Origin of the sequence: Trinickia caryophylli (assembly GCF_034424545.1) — a bacterium.
Taxonomy (GTDB): domain Bacteria; phylum Pseudomonadota; class Gammaproteobacteria; order Burkholderiales; family Burkholderiaceae; genus Trinickia; species Trinickia caryophylli.
On record NZ_CP139971.1, the window covers coordinates 1,393,110 to 1,409,792 of the forward strand.

Annotated in this window: 17 protein-coding genes and 1 pseudogene; 10 read left to right on the forward strand and 8 right to left on the reverse strand. The window is 63.1% G+C overall.

The features are described from left to right. Positions 1-10 precede the first annotated feature (10 nt). From U0034_RS25400 to U0034_RS25410, 3 genes are all read right to left on the reverse strand, one after another. Positions 11-1,288, reverse strand: a complete 1,278-nt coding sequence (locus U0034_RS25400; RefSeq protein WP_085229319.1) for a NupC/NupG family nucleoside CNT transporter — start codon at positions 1,286-1,288, stop codon at positions 11-13. Between the two features lie 114 nt (positions 1,289-1,402). Then, positions 1,403-1,696 carry an H-NS histone family protein gene (locus U0034_RS25405; RefSeq protein WP_085229320.1) on the reverse strand — a complete coding sequence of 98 codons (294 nt, stop codon included), beginning with the start codon at positions 1,694-1,696 and terminating at the stop codon, positions 1,403-1,405. Between the two features lie 68 nt (positions 1,697-1,764). Next, complete coding sequence (locus U0034_RS25410; protein ID WP_233211829.1) at positions 1,765-2,031, reverse strand: YgdI/YgdR family lipoprotein; 267 nt, start codon at positions 2,029-2,031, stop codon at positions 1,765-1,767. Positions 2,032-2,425: 394 nt separating this feature from the next. Here U0034_RS25410 and U0034_RS25415 point away from each other — a divergent pair, with 394 nt between their 5' ends. After that, positions 2,426-2,602 carry a hypothetical protein gene (locus tag U0034_RS25415; RefSeq protein ID WP_158243471.1) on the forward strand — a complete coding sequence of 59 codons (177 nt, stop codon included), beginning with the start codon at positions 2,426-2,428 and terminating at the stop codon, positions 2,600-2,602. 93 nt (positions 2,603-2,695) lie between these two features. Beyond that, positions 2,696-2,904, forward strand: a pseudogene (locus U0034_RS25420) (SDR family NAD(P)-dependent oxidoreductase). Positions 2,905-3,004: 100 nt separating this feature from the next. Here U0034_RS25420 and U0034_RS25425 read toward each other — a convergent pair. Further along, positions 3,005-3,712: a J domain-containing protein gene (locus U0034_RS25425; RefSeq protein ID WP_085229323.1), complete on the reverse strand. Its 708-nt coding sequence runs from the start codon at positions 3,710-3,712 to the stop codon at positions 3,005-3,007. Between the two features lie 359 nt (positions 3,713-4,071). Between U0034_RS25425 and U0034_RS25430 the strand changes: the two genes are divergently transcribed. Beyond that, entirely contained in the window at positions 4,072-4,659 is a 588-nt protein-coding gene (locus U0034_RS25430; RefSeq protein WP_085229324.1) for a TetR/AcrR family transcriptional regulator, read from the forward strand. Between the two features lie 262 nt (positions 4,660-4,921). Beyond that, on the forward strand, positions 4,922-5,167 hold the full coding sequence (locus U0034_RS25435; RefSeq protein WP_085229325.1) for a hypothetical protein: 246 nt from the start codon (positions 4,922-4,924) through the stop codon (positions 5,165-5,167). Positions 5,168-5,260: 93 nt separating this feature from the next. On the opposite strand, the gene U0034_RS25440 is transcribed toward U0034_RS25435, so the two are convergent. Next, positions 5,261-6,661 carry an OprD family outer membrane porin gene (locus tag U0034_RS25440; RefSeq protein ID WP_085229434.1) on the reverse strand — a complete coding sequence of 467 codons (1,401 nt, stop codon included), beginning with the start codon at positions 6,659-6,661 and terminating at the stop codon, positions 5,261-5,263. 422 nt (positions 6,662-7,083) lie between these two features. On the opposite strand from U0034_RS25440, the gene U0034_RS25445 reads away from it, so the two are divergent. Then, entirely contained in the window at positions 7,084-8,592 is a 1,509-nt protein-coding gene (locus U0034_RS25445) for a peptide MFS transporter (RefSeq protein ID WP_085229435.1), read from the forward strand. A 91-nt stretch (positions 8,593-8,683) separates the two neighbouring features. Beyond that, positions 8,684-9,517, forward strand: a complete 834-nt coding sequence (locus tag U0034_RS25450; protein WP_085229326.1) for a DUF72 domain-containing protein — start codon at positions 8,684-8,686, stop codon at positions 9,515-9,517. A 59-nt stretch (positions 9,518-9,576) separates the two neighbouring features. Here the strand turns inward: U0034_RS25450 and U0034_RS25455 are convergent, their stop codons facing one another. Continuing rightward, positions 9,577-10,413 (reverse strand): IclR family transcriptional regulator, encoded by an 837-nt coding sequence (locus U0034_RS25455; RefSeq protein ID WP_085229327.1) that lies wholly within the window; start codon positions 10,411-10,413, stop codon positions 9,577-9,579. A gap of 110 nt (positions 10,414-10,523) precedes the next feature. Here U0034_RS25455 and U0034_RS25460 point away from each other — a divergent pair, with 110 nt between their 5' ends. Further along, positions 10,524-11,333: an IclR family transcriptional regulator gene (locus U0034_RS25460; protein WP_085229328.1), complete on the forward strand. Its 810-nt coding sequence runs from the start codon at positions 10,524-10,526 to the stop codon at positions 11,331-11,333. 66 nt (positions 11,334-11,399) lie between these two features. Here the strand turns inward: U0034_RS25460 and U0034_RS25465 are convergent, their stop codons facing one another. After that, positions 11,400-12,299 carry a LysR family transcriptional regulator ArgP gene (locus U0034_RS25465; protein WP_085229329.1) on the reverse strand — a complete coding sequence of 300 codons (900 nt, stop codon included), beginning with the start codon at positions 12,297-12,299 and terminating at the stop codon, positions 11,400-11,402. Between the two features lie 110 nt (positions 12,300-12,409). On the opposite strand from U0034_RS25465, the gene U0034_RS25470 reads away from it, so the two are divergent. Both U0034_RS25470 and U0034_RS25475 read left to right on the forward strand, forming a co-directional pair. After that, positions 12,410-13,027, forward strand: a complete 618-nt coding sequence (locus U0034_RS25470) for a LysE/ArgO family amino acid transporter (RefSeq protein ID WP_085229330.1) — start codon at positions 12,410-12,412, stop codon at positions 13,025-13,027. A 128-nt stretch (positions 13,028-13,155) separates the two neighbouring features. Continuing rightward, complete coding sequence (locus U0034_RS25475; protein WP_139831195.1) at positions 13,156-13,347, forward strand: hypothetical protein; 192 nt, start codon at positions 13,156-13,158, stop codon at positions 13,345-13,347. Positions 13,348-13,447: 100 nt separating this feature from the next. Here U0034_RS25475 and U0034_RS25480 read toward each other — a convergent pair whose 3' ends face one another. Then, positions 13,448-14,314, reverse strand: coding sequence for a glycosyltransferase family 2 protein (locus tag U0034_RS25480; protein ID WP_158243472.1), 867 nt, complete (start codon positions 14,312-14,314; stop codon positions 13,448-13,450). Between the two features lie 287 nt (positions 14,315-14,601). Here U0034_RS25480 and U0034_RS25485 point away from each other — a divergent pair, with 287 nt between their 5' ends. Then, complete coding sequence (locus U0034_RS25485; RefSeq protein WP_199187023.1) at positions 14,602-16,635, forward strand: amylo-alpha-1,6-glucosidase; 2,034 nt, start codon at positions 14,602-14,604, stop codon at positions 16,633-16,635. The last annotated feature ends 48 nt before the right edge of the window (positions 16,636-16,683 follow it).

Below are 16,683 nucleotides of genomic sequence, written 5' to 3' on the forward strand. Positions count from 1 at the left end.
CCGGTTTTCCTCAGCGAATAGTGACGAACATGCCCGCGATCGTCGCGCTCATCAAGTTCGACAGCGTGGCGGCGAGCACGACTCGCACGCCGTAGCGTGCCACCTCCGCACGCCGCTCCGGCGCGACGGCACTGAAGCCGCCGGTCAGCACGGCGATCGAAGCAAAATTGGCGAACCCGCAAAGCGCGAACGAAAGAATCGCGAGCGTGCGCGCATCGAGCACCTGCAGGCCGGCCGCCGCCACACTCGCGGGATCTTTCAGGTACGGCGATAGCGAAGCATAGGCCACGAACTCGTTCAGAATAAGTTTCTGGCCGAGAAAGTTGCCGGCCAGCACGGCCTCGTTCCATGGCACGCCTATGAGGTAGGCGAGCGGCGCGAAGACGATGCCGAGCACTGATTGCAGCGAAAGGCCGGGGTGCCCGAACCACGTGCCGATCCCGCCGACGATGCCGTTCGCGAGCGCAATGAGCCCGACGAACGCAATCAGCATCGCACCGACCATGACGGCGATTTTCAGGCCGACCGTCGCGCCCGAGCTTGCGGCCTCGATCAGATTCGCGGGGCGACGCTCGTCGAAATGCAGATGCGCGAGCTGAACGCGGCTGGCCTCCGTAGTGGGATGAATGATCTTGGCGAAAAGCAGCCCACCCGGCACCGCCATGAACGACGCCGCGAGCAGATATTCGACGCGCACGCCCAGGCCCGCATAGCCGGCGAGCACCGAGCCGGCCACGGCGGCCATGCCGCTCGACATCACGGCGAAGAGTTCCGCGCCGGTCATGTCGCGTGCAAAGGGCTTGACGACCGCGGGCATCTCGCTTTGACCGAGAAAAATAGTCGTGACGGCGGAAAACGATTCGAGCTTCGAGACGCCGAGCAATCGTTGAAAGAGCGTGCCGAGCACGAGCACGATCCAACGCATGACGCCCAGGTAATACAGCACCGAGATCAGGGCGGTCACGAAAATGATGGCTGGCAACACGCGCGCGGCGAAGACGAAACCGCCCGAGCCGAATATCTCGAACATTTTCGATTGCACGAGACCGCCGAAAAGGAACTCTATGCCGGCATTGCCATAATCGAGCACGCGGTTGACGCCCGCAGCCATGCCGGCAAGCATGGCCTTGCCGAACGGAACGAAAAGGATGAAAGCGCCAATACCGATCTGGGCGACGAGCGCGGATAAAACGGTGCGTAGGCGAATGGCGCGCCGGTTGGTGGAAAAAACAAACGCAATGGCGAGCAACGCCAGCACGCCAAGGAGGTTCCGTGCGATCAAAGCCATATTCCATCCTACGTTTTCATGATATGGCAGTGATGCTAAACGAAAAGCCGCCCCGAACGAAATGCGCCCTATGCAAGGCTCGTTCGGGGCGGCTCGCCGCCTTGCGCGCTACCCTTACTGCTGGATCAGGAACCGCTCGCGGCGCTTGCCGAGCCACGCCGGGGCGCGCCCGCGGCCACTCCAGGTCTTTCCGGTCTTCGGATCCATGTACTTTGGCGGCAATCCTCCGGAGCTTGCCTTGCGAGCCGTCCGTTTGCCCGTGAACCCGAGCTCCTCGGCGGTAATGCCGTATTCCGCTATCTGCGCCTTGATTTGCTCGATGGTGGCCGACATTTCCTTCTCACGGGCCGCCGCCATCTGCGCCTGGACTTTCGCAAGCTGTTCGGTGAGTTGCCTGTACGTCGCCATAAAAGATTGCCTCCGTTGAATTGCCAATTGTTACTGCTGGGACCGGCGGTGCGCCAAAAAGTGCAATGTCATTTGCTGCGGCAAGCGAAAAGCACGTTATGCGCACCGCTATCGGTCGATTGCTGGATGATGTCGATATCACCCGAGCAGATGCCGCGTGCATTTTCCGTGCACGCGTTCCAAGGCCCTTGCGCTGGGCATTGCACCTGTATAGTCGGACGGCCGTCGCGTGTGAAGAGCGGAGCGCTGCTGCCGCAGCCGGCCAGCAAAGCCGAGAGTACAGCTGCGCAAACCAGCCGGCCGGCCATACCGTTCCGAACGCAACAGACCACCATGTGTTTCATCGAATGAGCTCCATTCGTTCTTTTTCGAATGGCCGGAGTATGCCACGGCCGCGGCGTCTTGTTATTGCACCACGGTACGCCGGCACAACGAATTGCACGATTGCAACGCGATTCGGGGGCCCGGCCATCGCACACGAGACGTCGTCCTAAGCGACCGGTCGATTGAACAGGTCAAAAGCGCGCAAGCTCCATCGCCCCTTTTTGATAAGCATTCCATTACAACGAGCATCGCGATGGGCGCTTGGCGAGGTGAACCCGGTGCCGGCCGGCATCGACACCGACACCGACACCGACACCGACACCGACACCGACACCGACACCGACATCCAGATGCTGGATCACCGACTGCGAGCGCCGCAACAGACGACTCGACAGGAGGCTGGCCATGTCAAATATGCACGGCAGGTTGCGCTTCATTACAGGCATGAGTTCGGACGTCGGCCACGCACTCCCGCAAGCGGCGTTCGCCGAGGGCCACCGCGTTGTCGGAACCTTGCGCGACGATGCGGCGCGTGGCGAGTTCGAATTGTTGAAGCTGGGGCCGACGCCGTGGGCAAGCTGATCCGCCCTCGCGCATACGACGCCGTAGCGGACGTCGAAGCCAAAGTCGCCCGTCGACGTTCTGGCCAACAATGCCGGCTATGAATACGAGGCAATTCTCGAAGAATCGACGCTCGAGCAATGGCGCAAGCGATTCGAGGTCAACGTATTCGGCTCAGTGCCTATCACGGCAGCGGGTTCGCTTTGGAAGGCATTTCCGAAAGTCTGGCGAAAGAAATCGAAAGCCCCGGCATCGCCGTGACGGCGGTCGCACCCGGCGCATTTAACACCGATTGGGCGCGCCGCTCGCTCATGCACGCCTAACGCACGCCCCTCCTAACGCGCGATATCCAACCACGATGCCGTATTCGAACCCGTACGCGAGCGAGGTGCGCCTCGCTGCCTCGCCGCATGCGGCGATCCTTCACGATCGCAAGCCGAACATGCCATGCCAGACGGTGCGAAAAAAGTTCGCATGGGAATACTGCTGCGCGCCGGTAACCGGCTCCTCGGCGTGATCGGAAGCCATTGAGTCATCGGCCGAATCCGCCGCCGGGCAGCGTGCGGCGCCGCGCTTCGCGCCGTCGGGCCCGCCGCCCTTGCGCACTGCCGGCGCACCCTGCGCTGGCGCGCGCGCGGCGGCCTCTTGCTCGTCGGCTTGCTCGTCGGCTTGCGCGCCGGCCTCACCGGCCACGCGCTCGTCGAAGAGCGCGCTGACGCCATCGGCAATGCGAGCGGCCAGCGCTTCCTCGCAACCGCGCCCGAGCAACACACCGAACACCACGTCGCGATTGCGCCCACGTTCCGCGAAGCGCATCGCCGTCCTCACGAGCGCGGCATACTCCGCCTCGCGCTGTGCCAACGCCTGCTCCTCGCGCAAACGCGCCTCCTCGCGGTGTTGCGCCAACCGCCGCATTTCCTCGGCGAACACCGCGTCGTAGACGCGCCGCTGCTCCGGGTCCGAGAGGATCGCATAGGCCTCTTTCACTTGCTGAAACGCCGCACGCGCCTGCGCCTCGCGCCCGACGTTGCGATCGGGGTGCGAGCGCATCGCCGCTTTCCGATACGCTCGTTTGATCTCTTCGCCCGTCGCATCCTCGTGCACCCCGAGCGTGTCGTAAAGGGTCGCCATTGCTCGTCCGCAAAAAATGAAATCCGCCAAGCTGCCCAAATAGTGTCCAAGCGTAGCATGCCGCGCATTTCCCGCGGCGGCCAGGCGGCCGCCAATGCAATCCGCATCGGCCGAGGCGCAAATAAATCGGGCTCATGACTCGATTATTAAAGCAAGGCACTTGATTTTGCGGCGCGCTTATATTTGAATTACATCACTGCGATCAGAGATGGCATTGAGAGGTGCCGTACCGTCCGATCGGGGTCGGCTGCCGTAGAACTATTTTTGGGAAAAAAACGTTTTCCCCGAAAAAATTGGCTCGGCGGACGCGTTTCGCCATCGGAACGCACAACTTTCAACATATATTAAGCGGGCCAAAAATGAGTGAGAAAAAGAAAGCGCTGATCGAGACCGCCACGCGGCTATTCTCGCGGTTCGGCTTTCACGCAGTCGGGATCGATCGCATCATCGCTGAATCGCGCGTAGCGAAAATGACGATGTATAAGCACTTTCCGTCGAAGGTGCGGCTCGTCGTCGAGGTGCTGAACGAGCAGGGCGCCGCGCTGACGGCGGGCATCGCGGCGGCTGTGGCCGTCCATTCGGAGCCGATCGACAAGCTCCACGCGGTATTCATGTGGCACGACACATGGTTTCGCACGGACCCGTTCATGGGCAGCATGTCCATCCACGCGGCCGCGGAATTCCACGCCGAGGAGAACGAGATTCTCGCCGCCTCCGCCGCGCAGCGACGCGCCTTGGTGAGCCTGCTCGAGCACATCCTCGAAGATTGCTTCGATACTCCGGTAGCCATACGGCTCGCACAGCGCTGCGCGCTGCTGCTTGACGGCGCCACGCTCGCCCGTCAGTTGAGCGGCCGCGTCGATGTGGCGCGCGACGCCTGGGAAATGGCGCTCGCGCTGGTCGAAAACGAACGGCTGGCGAACGTTCAGGCTGCCTCGGCGGCCTGAATTGCCAGAGGTCTCGGCGGGCGGCCGCGCGTTCCACGGCGCGGCCCGCAGCCTCACCTTGTCTGTTCGGGCACCTTAAAAAGGCGCTGACGATTCTCGAGTTCGCGTTAAACTCTTCGCATGAGATGGGCGAGAAAGCGAGCCGCCAGGCAAGCATGGCGGCGGCGGTGCGCTGTGCGCGCCGGCCGACAGACGTGAGCACCTGTCGGCCCGTACGATCAGCCCGTACAATCGCTTCACCTACGACTCGAGGACACATTCGATGCGCACCACCCGTTCTTCCGGGGCTATGACCCTGCTCACCGAAATCGACGAGGCGAGCGGACGCGAAGTACGCTCATTGCGACTGGAGACAACAGAAGACGGCAAGAGCATTCTTCTGATCGAAGTGGACGAGCGCAAGCCCGGTATCCACCGGGAGCTGCGCTATGAAATCACCGCGGCGGAATTGATTGCCGCCATCCGCGCGCACGGCGCCGAACTTCCTGGCGAGCAACACGCGCGATAGCCATACCGGCGCCACGGCGTCACCATCCCATCGCGGCGGGTAGCGAAACCCGCCGCGATTTTTTTTTGCCGTCGAAAAATCGTTCCGCCGGGTCTAGAACACGCTGATCGGCAGCGTCATCACGAGCCGGTAGACTTGACCGGTCGGATCCGGATAATAGGTGGACCCCACGTGCCACATCGCGCTCAGCTGGAATTTCAAGTGCTTGAAGCGGCCGCCTTGCACCATGTAGGACTGAACGACGCCGAACTCATGGTGGCGTCCGTGCACGGGTTGGCCGTTGCGCAGATAAAGCGTACCCGCCGCCGTACCGGCGCGTCCCGGATCGCGCGCAACCGCCGAACCGTCGGCGCCCCACCCCTGCTGCGCCCAGAGCATGGCTGAAAATCCCGGCAGGTTCGCGTATTTTCCGTCGAACATGTAGCGCAGTTGCAGCGACTGCTCATGCGGCGCGTTGTAATCGACATCCATCGAGTTGGCGAGATAGTCGCCCGCCGTTTCGTTCACGTAATCGAAAAACTCGTCGCCGAGCACCCTCTGGTACCCGAGAAGCAATGCATGCGGGCCGTGCTGCGCCGTCAGTGCGACGCTGAAGGTTTTCGTATCGATCGGCCCCTGGCGCGCCGTGCCCGTATCGCGCGTCGCATACAGATTCGCGAAGCCGGTCAGCTTTACCGATTCCGTGCGGCCGATGCTCTGCTGTACCGATGCATAGTACTGACGCCAGACGTCCTCCGCTTCGTCGGCGAATAGCGCCGCGGACCCATTCGACGAGTAGTCCCACACGCCGCCAAGATAGCTCAGCCGATCGAAATTCACGCCGCCATAACTCGTGCTCAGCGACGAAAGACTCGTATGCCCGCGCGCATTGACCTTCGTGAAGCTGCCAGCCTGCAAGGTAACGTTGCGCCACTCGCGGCTCGCGAGCGAGACGCCTAGAAAGGTCGGCGGCAACGCGCGGTTGTCGTGCGGCTCGAGGAACGGATTCGATACCGCGTGCAGGCCGAACTTCGCCACCGTCTCCGAGATGCGAGCCTTGACATCGTAGGTACCGGGGTAGCCCCACGCGAGCCGGTTCGCCCCGCCGCCGTTCTTGTCGACGTGGACCATATTGCCTGCTCCCATTCCGCCGTCGAACTTCAGTGCGCCGAATAGCGCCGCGTCGAAGCCTGATCCGATCAGGCCTGTCGAAAAGCCGGATTCGTATCGGGCCTGCGTGCTGCCAACCCACGCCCGCCGTGCACGCGTGCCCGCGTTATGCAGATAGTCCGTGTAGCTGCGCAGCTCGATGCCGAAGTGGCCGTCCGCGAAGAGTCCCCTGCTCCTGGCCTGACTCGATTGCACGGCGAGGTCGGCGGGCGCCGCTTCGATGACGTCCACGTTGGCCACGGTTTCAGCGGCCTGTTCCGCGCCCGCCGTCACGCACACGCACGATAGCCCTGCGCAGGCGATGAACGTTGCCGCGCGGACGGTCAGTGATTTGTCTCTCTCCATTTCGTTCTCGTTCTCGTTTGTTTCGCGGCTCGCAGCGGCCCTGCATGCGATCGAATCCGGCCAAACCGCAACCGAACCAAGATCCAACCATTGCGGGCAACCCTGCGAAAATTAGTAAGGATTACTAAATAACAAGCGCCGTCGACGCGCGAAGCGGGATAAGATCACAGCGATTCTTTCGTGTGCAGCTATCTACCCGAACAGGGGTGCCTTACTCCGTGTAACCCCTCAGTGACGGTCGCGGCCGGCATCCAGAGAATCGCGGCGGCATTGCAACAGCGGGGCGCCTTCGGCTCGCCCCGCTGGGCTGTCGCAATGCGCTTGATCCATCGCTCGCGCTACGGCGCTCATTCGATTCGCATGCAATGTTCGGCGCGCCCATGAAGTGCGCCGGCCGTGCATTCACAGCGGAGACGTATTCGATGAATAGTTCTAAATCGCAGACCCGTTCCTTTACGACAGTTTTTCTGATAGAGATGTGGGAGCGCTTCGGCTACTACGGCATGGCAGCGTTGCTCGTGCTGTTCATGATCGAGCGCACGGGATTCACCGACGCGCGCGCCAATCTCACATGGGGCGCTTTTACCGCACTCGTCTATGCGGCGCCTTGCGTCGGCGGCTGGATCGGCGACCGCATACTCGGTACGCGCCGCACCATGATGCTCGGCGCATGCGTCCTGTCATGCGGCTACGCGGCGCTCGCCGTCCCTCACGATTCGCTCGGGTTTCTCTATGCGGCGCTTGGCGTGATCGTGGTGGGCAACGGGCTCTTCAAAGCCAATGCAGGCAATCTCGTCCGCCGCATCTACGAGGGCGACGACGCGCGTATCGATAGCGCGTTCACGATCTACTACATGGCCGTCAATGTCGGCTCGACGATCTCGATGCTCGCAACACCGTGGGTCAAGGACCGCTGGGGATGGCACGCCGCATTCGCCGTCTGTTGCGCGGGGATGGTAGCCGGCGTTCTCAACTTCGCAGTGCGCGCGCGCTCGCTGGCTCATGTCGGCTCGGCAGCCGACGAACAGCCGGTCGAACTGCGCCGCATCGCGCCCATCGCCGTGGGCAGCGTGGCCCTTGCCGCCGCAACGGTGGTCGTGCTGCAGCACGAAACGCTCGCGGTCGCGTGCGTCTATGCCGCGGCGCTCGCGGTCGTCGCGATCTGCGGTGTCATGCTGACACGTTGCGAGCACAACGAACGCGCGGGGCTCGTCGCCGCCTTCGTACTGATGGTACAGACGATTCTCTTCTTCGTTTTCTATCAGCAGATGTCGACCTCGCTCACGCTGTTTGCCTTGCGCAACGTCGATCCCGTGCTGACGCTCGCCGGCCTGACTCTTTTCACCTGGAGTCCCGCTCAATTCCAGGCGCTCAATCCCATTTTCATCATGCTGCTCAGCCCCCTGCTCGCATCCGCTTACACGCGGCTTGCGCAAAGAGGCAGCGATATCGGCATCGCCGCGAAATTCACGCTGGGGTTCGTGGCCGTTGCGGCCGGATTCTTCGTCTATGCCGCGAGCAGCCGATACGCAATCGACGGGCGCGTGTCGTCATGGTTCATGATCGCCGGATACGCGCTGAATGCACTCGGGGAATTGCTCGTGAGCGGGCTGGGTCTGGCCATGATCGCGCGCTATACGCCCGCGCGCATGAGCGGCTTCATGATGGGCGCCTATTTCGTCGCCACCGGCATTTCGCAGTACCTCGGCAGTGTGGTCGCGAATCTCGCGCAGTTGCCCTCGAACAACCTGAGCGCGGCGCAGTCCTTGCCGCTCTATACGGGGCTGTTTGCCGAGTTGGGCTGGATCGCCGGCGCGTGTGCGCTACTCTCCATGACGTTGCTGCCATGGATGCGTAGACTGTCGCATTCACACCGTCGTTTCGCCAATGTCGGTACGGTCGCACGCGCCGAGGCGCTGGGTACCGACTGAACTCGAACTCGCCCGAGCCCGGCGGCTTGCCGGGCCGGGACCGGGGCCGGGGTGCGGCGCGCCGTCTCGCATTTGCCGAAAGGAGCCGATCATGAAGCCCAAGTCGACACGCCATACCGCGCCCGATATCCGCATCGGTATCGGCGGCTGGACCTACGAGCCGTGGCGGGGGCGCTTCTATCCCGAGGGCCTCACGCAAAAACGCGAACTCGAATACGCGAGCCGGGCGCTGAATTCGATCGAAATCAACGGTACCTTCTACGGCACGCAACGCGCGACGAGCTTCGAGAAGTGGCACGACGAGACGCCTGACGATTTCGTCTTCGCGCTGAAGGCGCCTCGCTTCGCCACGCATCGCCGTGTGCTGGCGGAAGCTGGAGATTCCGTCGAGCACTTCTTCTCGAGTGGCGTGCTCGCATTGAAGAACAAGCTCGGCCCGATCAACTGGCAGTTCGCGCCGACCAAGCGGTTCGATGCGGAAGACTTCGACGGGTTCTTGCGATTGCTACCGAAACGCGTGGGCGGCCACATCATGCGGCATGCCGTCGAAGTACGGCACGAAAGCTTCCGCCATCCCGAGTTCGTTTCGCTCGCTCGCGAGCATGGCGTCGCGATCGTCGTGGCCGGCGACAGCGACCACCCCCAGATCGCCGACGTCACTGCGCCCTTCGTCTATGTTCGCATCATGGGCACGGTCGAGACCGAGGCGCTCGGGTATTCGGAGCAAGCGTTGACGGATTGGTCGACGCGGGCGAGGCAATGGGCAGACGGTGGCGCACCTGAAAACATGCCGACGATCGCTCCCGCGCTCAGCTCGAAAAACGTGCAGCGCGATGTCTACCTCTATGTAATCGGCGGCTATAAAGTGCTCAATCCAGCAGCCGCGATGGCACTGATCGAACGTACCCGCAACGGCGCGGATTGACGCCGGCTACTCAGGTAATGCGTCGCGATGCCCGTGCATGCCGTGAACCGAGAAATGCGCTACTGCGCGGATGCCGCCGAGCCGGCATTTCGTTCGGTCAAGGACCTGGTGGTTTCGAGCAAGCTCGTGGCCAGTTCGCCTTTCCAGGAAACGTCGAACGCGCCCGCGACTCCGAAGATCGTCAGAACCAGGACGATCTCGCCGTTGGCGTCGAAGACGGGCGCGCTGAAACTATTGATCCCCGGAATCGGCAGCCCTTCGCCGCGAGCCAGGCCCCGCTTGCGGATATCGGCGAGAACGGGCTCGAACTGCTCGAACGTCAGGTGCTCGCCGGCCGGGGTCTGCGAACCGATATCTGCTCCGATCAGCGTTGCAAGAGCCGGAACCCGCTTATAGGCGGCAAAAACGCGGCCGGTGGTCGAATGCGATAGCGACATTACCGTGCCGACATGGATGCCCGCATGCAATGACGCCGCGGGCTCGATGCTTTGGAGAACGGTGGGCCCGCGATCGGCCCACGCCGCCAACAGTACGCTTTGACCGAGACGAGCTGCCAAGTCGGCACAGGGCTGCATCGCGTTACGCACGGCAGGTATTCTCTGCAACGCGTGCAACCCCAGGCGCAGCGATAGAGGCCCGGGCTCAAACCGCAAAGTGACGGAATCCCGCTTGACCAGTCCGGTGCGCAGCAGGCTCACCATGTAGGTGAAGACCTGATTGGCAGGAACGCCGCTCAGCGTGCTGAGCTCCGCGAGCGTCACAGGCTCGCCTGCATCCGCAAGATGCTGGAGGAACCGCCCGCCAACCTCCATACTCAGGATACCCCGCTGCTCCTTGCGAGCCTTCGTGGCTTGAACTTCAGGCGCCTGTTCTTTTGCCGGCCGCTTCGTTACCATGCAGTCCTCTGCCGCTCGTGCTGGTTTGATTCGCTGATTTTACTGGCTTTCGCTGCTGCCGCGAGCCGAGCCCGGGTCAAGTGGCTAGATGCCTGATCGAGAAACAACCCATGGATACCGAAAGCACCGAAAAAGCGCAAAAAGGCATTCAATCCGTCGAGGTAGGCAGCGAAGTTCTGCGTGCGCTCACTCACTCGGCCGCCGCCATGACGCTCAAGGAAATCGCGAAAGTCACGGGCATGTCACCCGCGAAGGTCTTTCCTTACCTCGTGAGCCTCGTCAAGCTGCAGTTGGTACAGCGCGTCGAACCGTCCGGCGCCTATGCGCCGGGTGCGCTCGCTTTACGACTGGGTCTGTACGGTCTGCAACGACTCAACCCGTTGCGCGAAGCGGAGGCCGAAGTCCTCTCACTGGCGTCGAAGACTGGGCAGAGTGTCTTCGTGACTACGTGGGGACCGAACGGCCCCGTAGTCGTCCGCCAGGAAGATCCGCCCTATCCGCTGCATCTCACGCTGCGCGTCGGAACGATCATGTCGCTGGTCAATACGGCTACGGGGCGACTGTTCGGCGCGTACCTGCCCGAATCGCTCGTACGAAAAGCACTGGACGACGAAGGAATCAGACTGAGTGGGGCCGCCCATCTCAAGTCCGCGGACAAACTTCAGCTTTTCAAGGACTACGAGCAAATTCGCGAAGAAGGCATGACGCGAACGATCGGCAATCCTTTGCCGGGCGTAAACGCCATCGCCGCGCCCGTCTTCCTGTTCAACGGCACTATCGCACTCGCCATTACGCTCGTTGGTCCAACAGGCAGCTTCGATACGCGTTGGGATGGCGAACTCGCGCTGACCTTGCGCCAGGCAACGAACAACCTGTCCTACCGGCTTGGCTATGCCGCGGTACAAGACGGCGGCGCTTGAAATCGCGACATAGATACACGAACGCCTCGACGTACGCTCCATCTGTCGGTCCGCCGATACGCACGTTCAATCGAGCAACGCCGCGGCTTGCAGCTTGAGCACCGCGCCGAACTCGTCGAGCAGCCCGATGGAAAGACGCCAGCTCTGCCAGTACAGGTCGACATCGAGATGCCGGCCGGGCTGCAACTCCACCAGTTGCCCCTGCTCGAGCGCGGCGCCGATCATGTGCGTCGGGCACATGCCCCATCCAAGGCCCGTCATACACGCGCGAAGGAACCCCCCGACGTGCGGCACCCAGTGCACGGGCGGATCGACCACGGCCCGGGTGATGCGCCGGATGAAGCGCGACTGCAGTGCGTCCTTCGCGTTGAAGACGACACACGGTGCGCACCGCAGTGTGTCGCGCGTCACGCCCGCCGCAAAATGCCGCGCAAAGAACGCCGGTGAGCAAATGGCCAGATAGCGCATCGTTCCCAGCCGCGTCGACCGGCACCCTTGCACCGGGTCCGCCTGCGTAGTCACGGCGCCCTGCACGCTGCCATCGCGGATGCGCTGCGCCGTATGGTCCTGATCGTCGATGACGAGATCGAGCAATATTTGCCGTTCGACACAGTACGCCGCCACCGCATCGATGAACCAGGTGCCGACGCTGTCGTCGTTGACGGCGACGCGTAGCGTAGGCCAAGCATGGGCAAGCGCCCCCCCGCCCGGCATGAGCGGCATGCGGCCCGAGAGTTCGGCCTCGAGCAGGCGCACGCGCTCCGTGTGGCGACACAGCAGCGCGCCCGATGGCGTCGCGGTACACGGCTGCCCGCGCTTCACGAGAATGCTGCCGATTCGCTCCTCGAGCAACTTCACGCGCTGCGAGACGGCGGACGGCGTGACGTTGAGCTCCTGCGCCGCGCGATCGAACGATCCGAGCCGCACCACGGCCGCCAGGGCATCGAGCAGGGAATAGTCGAGCATTAGCAGTGCTTAATCGAGTTTAAGAAAATTAGGTGTTCTTACCTGCCCGCTGGGCGGCAGACTACGCCTGTTCTCGTTTGAAGTCCACTGTCTCCGGCCTGCCCTCCATCATGAATTGGACCGCTTTCTCGCACGGCGCCCTGCTATGCGCCTCGCTCATCGTCACCATTGGCGCGCAAAACGCCTACGTGTTGCGCCAGGGTATCCTGCGCTCGCACGTCGGCAAGATCGTGCTGCTTTGCATCGTCTCGGATTTCGTGCTCATCGGCGCCGGGGTGGGCGGTGCCTCGGCGCTGGCCAGGCAGTACCCCACCTTCGTCCAATTCGTCCTTTATGCGGGGCTCGCCTATCTCGCGTGGTACGGGATCGGCGCCCTGCGGCGCGCGTTGCGGCCCGGCCATGCCGTCATGGACGTCAACCACGATGGTGCCGCCTCCGGCCAAAGCGCATGGTCCGTCATGCTGATGACGCTCGCCTTCACCTGGCTTAATCCGCACGTGTACCTCGACGCCATGCTGCTGGTAGGCACGGCTGGCGCTCGCGAGCCGCAAGGGGCGCGCGTCGCCTTCGCACTCGGTGCGATGTTCGCAAGCCTGATCTGGTTCCTGGGCCTCGGCTACGGCGCACGGCTGCTCGCGCCCCTATTTCGCAAGGCAACCGCCTGGCGGCTCCTCGACGGTGCCACGGGCAGCATGGTGCTGCTGCTGGCCGCGACGCAACTGCGGTAGTTGGCCCGGTAGTTGGCCCGGTAGTTGGCCCCGACCCCGATCTGACGATTGCATCCGCCGCACACTTCGGCTATATCTTTCACAGCGCTCGTTGTGCAAAAGATCGTCGAACGTCGGGGATTACGTCCATGAAAACCGCTGGATATTGCGCCCTTCTGGCCGTTGCGCTCGGATTATTCGTCGTAATGTGCGCCATTTTGCGCGATGACGTCATCACGCATAACCTGGCCGTGCGCGGGCAAACCGAGAACAGTGCGCGTACGGCCGTGCCCGAGCCGCTGCGCGCCTCCACGCCGGACAGCACGTCGAAAGGACTGTAGCGCACCGCCACGGGCGGTAGCGGCTACCGCCGGCGCAAGCGATCCGGGGTGGGACCGAGACCGGCATCGTTCGGCCGGCCGCCGCGCCCGGGCGGGCACTTCAGGGCTCGGGCAGTCGAGCCGCCACAAGGCGGCTCAGGTAGCGATAGTCGCGCATCAGTGCGCTATGCCCCTTGCCCCAGGCCGAGAGGAACTTGAACAGGTGCGGGCCCGAGAACACGGCTTTCTTCGCGCCCCATACGAAGCCGAGGAATTCGTACGAGAGCACCCGCAGCGGACGCGGGTTGGCGATCATCGCGTCGAACAGATTGACGTAGATGTGCGAACTCTGGTGCTCCACGCCGTAGCTCACGTGCTCATGGTCGTGCACGGCGCGCGCGCCCGGCTCCCACAGCAGCTTGACGCCGCTGCTGCGCCACAGCGCCCCCATGAAACGATCGTCGGAAGTGCGGATCCCTTCGTTCCAGGGCTTCGCCAACGCCAGCCGGCGGGCATAGATGAAGAACGCGCCGATCAGGAAATCGGGCGATTCGCCCGGCTTGGCTGCCCGACCATAGCCGATCGCACGCATGACGACAGGACTGCTCCACGCGTCGCCCCAGCAGACACTGCCCGCCACCACGCGATAGCCGCCCGATTGTGCCTCGTAGGTATCGAAAAGCCGCTCGATGGCGTGAGGCTCGACGCAAATGTCGTCATCCACGTTGACGATGAGATCGGTATCGGCCGCCCGAGCACAGAAATTACGGGCCGCCGCCACATTCTTTCCTTCATGAAAGCGCAGCTTGACGAAGGGATAGCGCGCACAAACGTCGACGACTTTCTTCTGCAGTTCGCGATCGGGGGTGGAGTCGCAAACGAACACGTCGAAGGGAATCCGGCCACGCGCGGCCGATAGCGCATCCAGGCAGCGCTGCAGTTTCTCGGGACGATTGCGTGTGGGAATTACCACGCTGACGGACGTCATGACTTTCTCCGTGGTCATTGGAACGATTGGAAAATCGCCTCGCCATAACGTTACTCGTACGAAAAGGCACAAAAACTCCTTCGGAAAACCGCGGGGGCGAAAGCTTGCATACGACGCAAATTCACCGCCAACCTTCCGATTTTTTTTGTTTTTTTTCGGCACCCTTCGGCAGGAATGGGTAGAACTGGCGACAAGTCCCAAAGCGGACAGCTCGCGTTGCACGCGCTGAAAACGGCGCACGATCCTTGCTGCAACACCGATGAATGCCGCCAGGGAGGGCCCCTTTTTTGAATCTGGAACCCATTGAAATCGAATGGCACGCCGGTGACGACCCCACGCCCCTCTTCGAGCGCGAATGGCTCGACACGAACGGTATCGGTGGCTACGCATCAGGGACGATAGCGGGCGTCAACGCGCGCCATTACCACGGGCTGCTCGTTGCGAACCTTGCGTCGCCGAAGGGGCGCCACGTGATGCTGTCGCGCTTCGATACAGAAGTACGGGGCGAACACGGTTGCGTGCTGCTGGGCGGCGCCGAATACGCCGATGGCCGCTTAGTCGGCGATGCGCCGCGGTACCTCGAGCATTTCAGCGTAGACCGGCAAACGCCGACCTGGCGTTATCGAATCGGGCAATCGCGCCTCGAGCAATCGATCGTCATGCCGGAGGGGCAAAACACCGTGCTCGTTCGCTATCGGCACTTGGGCGGCCCGTCGCTCTCGCTGCGCTTGCGCCCGTATGCGTCGTTTCGACGACAGGACACGCCGCTGCCCTGCGAGCGACGCAGATCCTATTCGCTGAGCGCGAGAAACGGCGTACTGACGCTGCACGCCGACGGCGAGGCGTGCGTGGTCCACTTTACGAGCAGCCCGGGCCGCGCGCCGTTCGTCATCGACGAACGCTTCGAGGAAGACGTTGTCTATCGGATCGAGCGGGCACGCGGCTACGATGCGCGGGAAACGCTCTACAGCCCCGGCCATCTCGAACTCGCGCTGGCGGCCGGCGAATCCGCTTCGTTCATCGCAACCACCGATGACCCAGCTGTGCTCCGTCATCACGCACAAGCAGCGTTCGACGACGAACGGATACGCATCGACAGGCTCGTCGAAAAGGCACCTCCCGCGGCCCAGGAAGGGTTCGCCGCCGCGCTCGTGGCAGCCGCCGACCAGTTCATCGTCGCACCCGCGGCGCGCGTGCGGGATACGGCGGCCGCGCACGCGACGGGCAGCGAAGCGCGAACCGTGATTGCGGGATATCACTGGTTCGGCGACTGGGGGCGCGACACGATGATCGGCCTCGAAGGACTGACGCTCTGCACCGGGCGCCAACCCGAAGCGGCCTATATTCTGAAGACGTTCTCGCGCTATGTGCGCAATGGACTGATACCGAATCTTTTTCCCGAAGGCGAACGCGAAGCGCTTTATCACACCGCCGACGCAACGCTGTGGTTTTTCCACGCGCTGGCTCGCTATGAAACAGCGACTGGCGACGAATCGCTCGTGCACGAACTCTTCCCCGTGCTCGAGGACATCGTCGCCCATCATCTGCGCGGGACCGACTTCGGCATCGGCATGGACGAAGGCGATGGCTTGCTGCACGCGGGCGCACCCGGATATCAGTTGACGTGGATGGATGCGAAGGTCGGCGATTGGGTTGTCACGCCGCGGCGCGGCAAACCCGTCGAAATCCAGGGCCTCTGGCACAACGCGCTTGCGTTGACGGCACATTGGGCCACCCGCTTCGGCACGAACGGCGCATCGTACGAGCGCGCTGCGCAGCGCGCGAAAGAGAGCTTCAACCGGCGCTTCTGGAATGAATCGCGCGGCTGCCTCTTCGACGTGGTGGACGCCGAAGAGGGCGGCAACGATGCGAGCCTGCGCCCGAACCAGTTGCTCGCGATCTCGCTCGATCATCCGGTCCTGGCGCCCGCGCGTTGGCGGCAGGTGGTCGACTGCGTGCGGCGCGAACTGCTGACGCCCTTCGGGCTGCGTACGCTTGCGCGTGGGGAACCGGGATATCGACTGCAATACATCGGCGACCTGCGCGCACGCGATGCCGCCTATCACCAGGGCACCGTCTGGCCCTGGCTTTTCGGGCCGTTCGTCGATGCATGGCTGAAAACGGGCGGCGACCGGGCACAGGCGCGCGAGTGGCTGGAGCCGATGGCCGGGCACTTGCGCGAGGCCGGCATCGGGTCGATCAGCGAAATCTTCGATGCCGAACCGCCCCATCATCCGCGCGGGTGCATTGCGCAGGCGTGGAGCGTGGCCGAAACGCTGCGGGCGTGGCTCGCGGCCGCCGACGAGGGATCGGGCAGATGACGGTTCACCGGATGGCGAGCCGCACGGACGGAGCGCCCGCCATGCACG

Coding starts and splice junctions, on each gene's coding strand:
- U0034_RS25430 (WP_085229324.1), top strand. CDS start 4,072: ATGAGTGAGAAAAAGAAAGCGCTGATCGAGACCGCCACGCGGCTATTC.
- U0034_RS25475 (WP_139831195.1), top strand. CDS start 13,156: ATGAAAACCGCTGGATATTGCGCCCTTCTGGCCGTTGCGCTCGGATTA.
- U0034_RS25435 (WP_085229325.1), top strand. CDS start 4,922: ATGCGCACCACCCGTTCTTCCGGGGCTATGACCCTGCTCACCGAAATC.
- U0034_RS25470 (WP_085229330.1), top strand. CDS start 12,410: ATGAATTGGACCGCTTTCTCGCACGGCGCCCTGCTATGCGCCTCGCTC.
- U0034_RS25425 (WP_085229323.1), bottom strand. CDS start 3,712: ATGGCGACCCTTTACGACACGCTCGGGGTGCACGAGGATGCGACGGGC.
- U0034_RS25410 (WP_233211829.1), bottom strand. CDS start 2,031: ATGGTGGTCTGTTGCGTTCGGAACGGTATGGCCGGCCGGCTGGTTTGC.
- U0034_RS25405 (WP_085229320.1), bottom strand. CDS start 1,696: ATGGCGACGTACAGGCAACTCACCGAACAGCTTGCGAAAGTCCAGGCG.
- U0034_RS25455 (WP_085229327.1), bottom strand. CDS start 10,413: ATGGTAACGAAGCGGCCGGCAAAAGAACAGGCGCCTGAAGTTCAAGCC.
- U0034_RS25400 (WP_085229319.1), bottom strand. CDS start 1,288: ATGGCTTTGATCGCACGGAACCTCCTTGGCGTGCTGGCGTTGCTCGCC.
- U0034_RS25450 (WP_085229326.1), top strand. CDS start 8,684: ATGAAGCCCAAGTCGACACGCCATACCGCGCCCGATATCCGCATCGGT.
- U0034_RS25445 (WP_085229435.1), top strand. CDS start 7,084: ATGAATAGTTCTAAATCGCAGACCCGTTCCTTTACGACAGTTTTTCTG.
- U0034_RS25440 (WP_085229434.1), bottom strand. CDS start 6,661: ATGGAGAGAGACAAATCACTGACCGTCCGCGCGGCAACGTTCATCGCC.
- U0034_RS25460 (WP_085229328.1), top strand. CDS start 10,524: ATGGATACCGAAAGCACCGAAAAAGCGCAAAAAGGCATTCAATCCGTC.
- U0034_RS25415 (WP_158243471.1), top strand. CDS start 2,426: ATGTCAAATATGCACGGCAGGTTGCGCTTCATTACAGGCATGAGTTCG.
- U0034_RS25465 (WP_085229329.1), bottom strand. CDS start 12,299: ATGCTCGACTATTCCCTGCTCGATGCCCTGGCGGCCGTGGTGCGGCTC.
- U0034_RS25480 (WP_158243472.1), bottom strand. CDS start 14,314: ATGACGTCCGTCAGCGTGGTAATTCCCACACGCAATCGTCCCGAGAAA.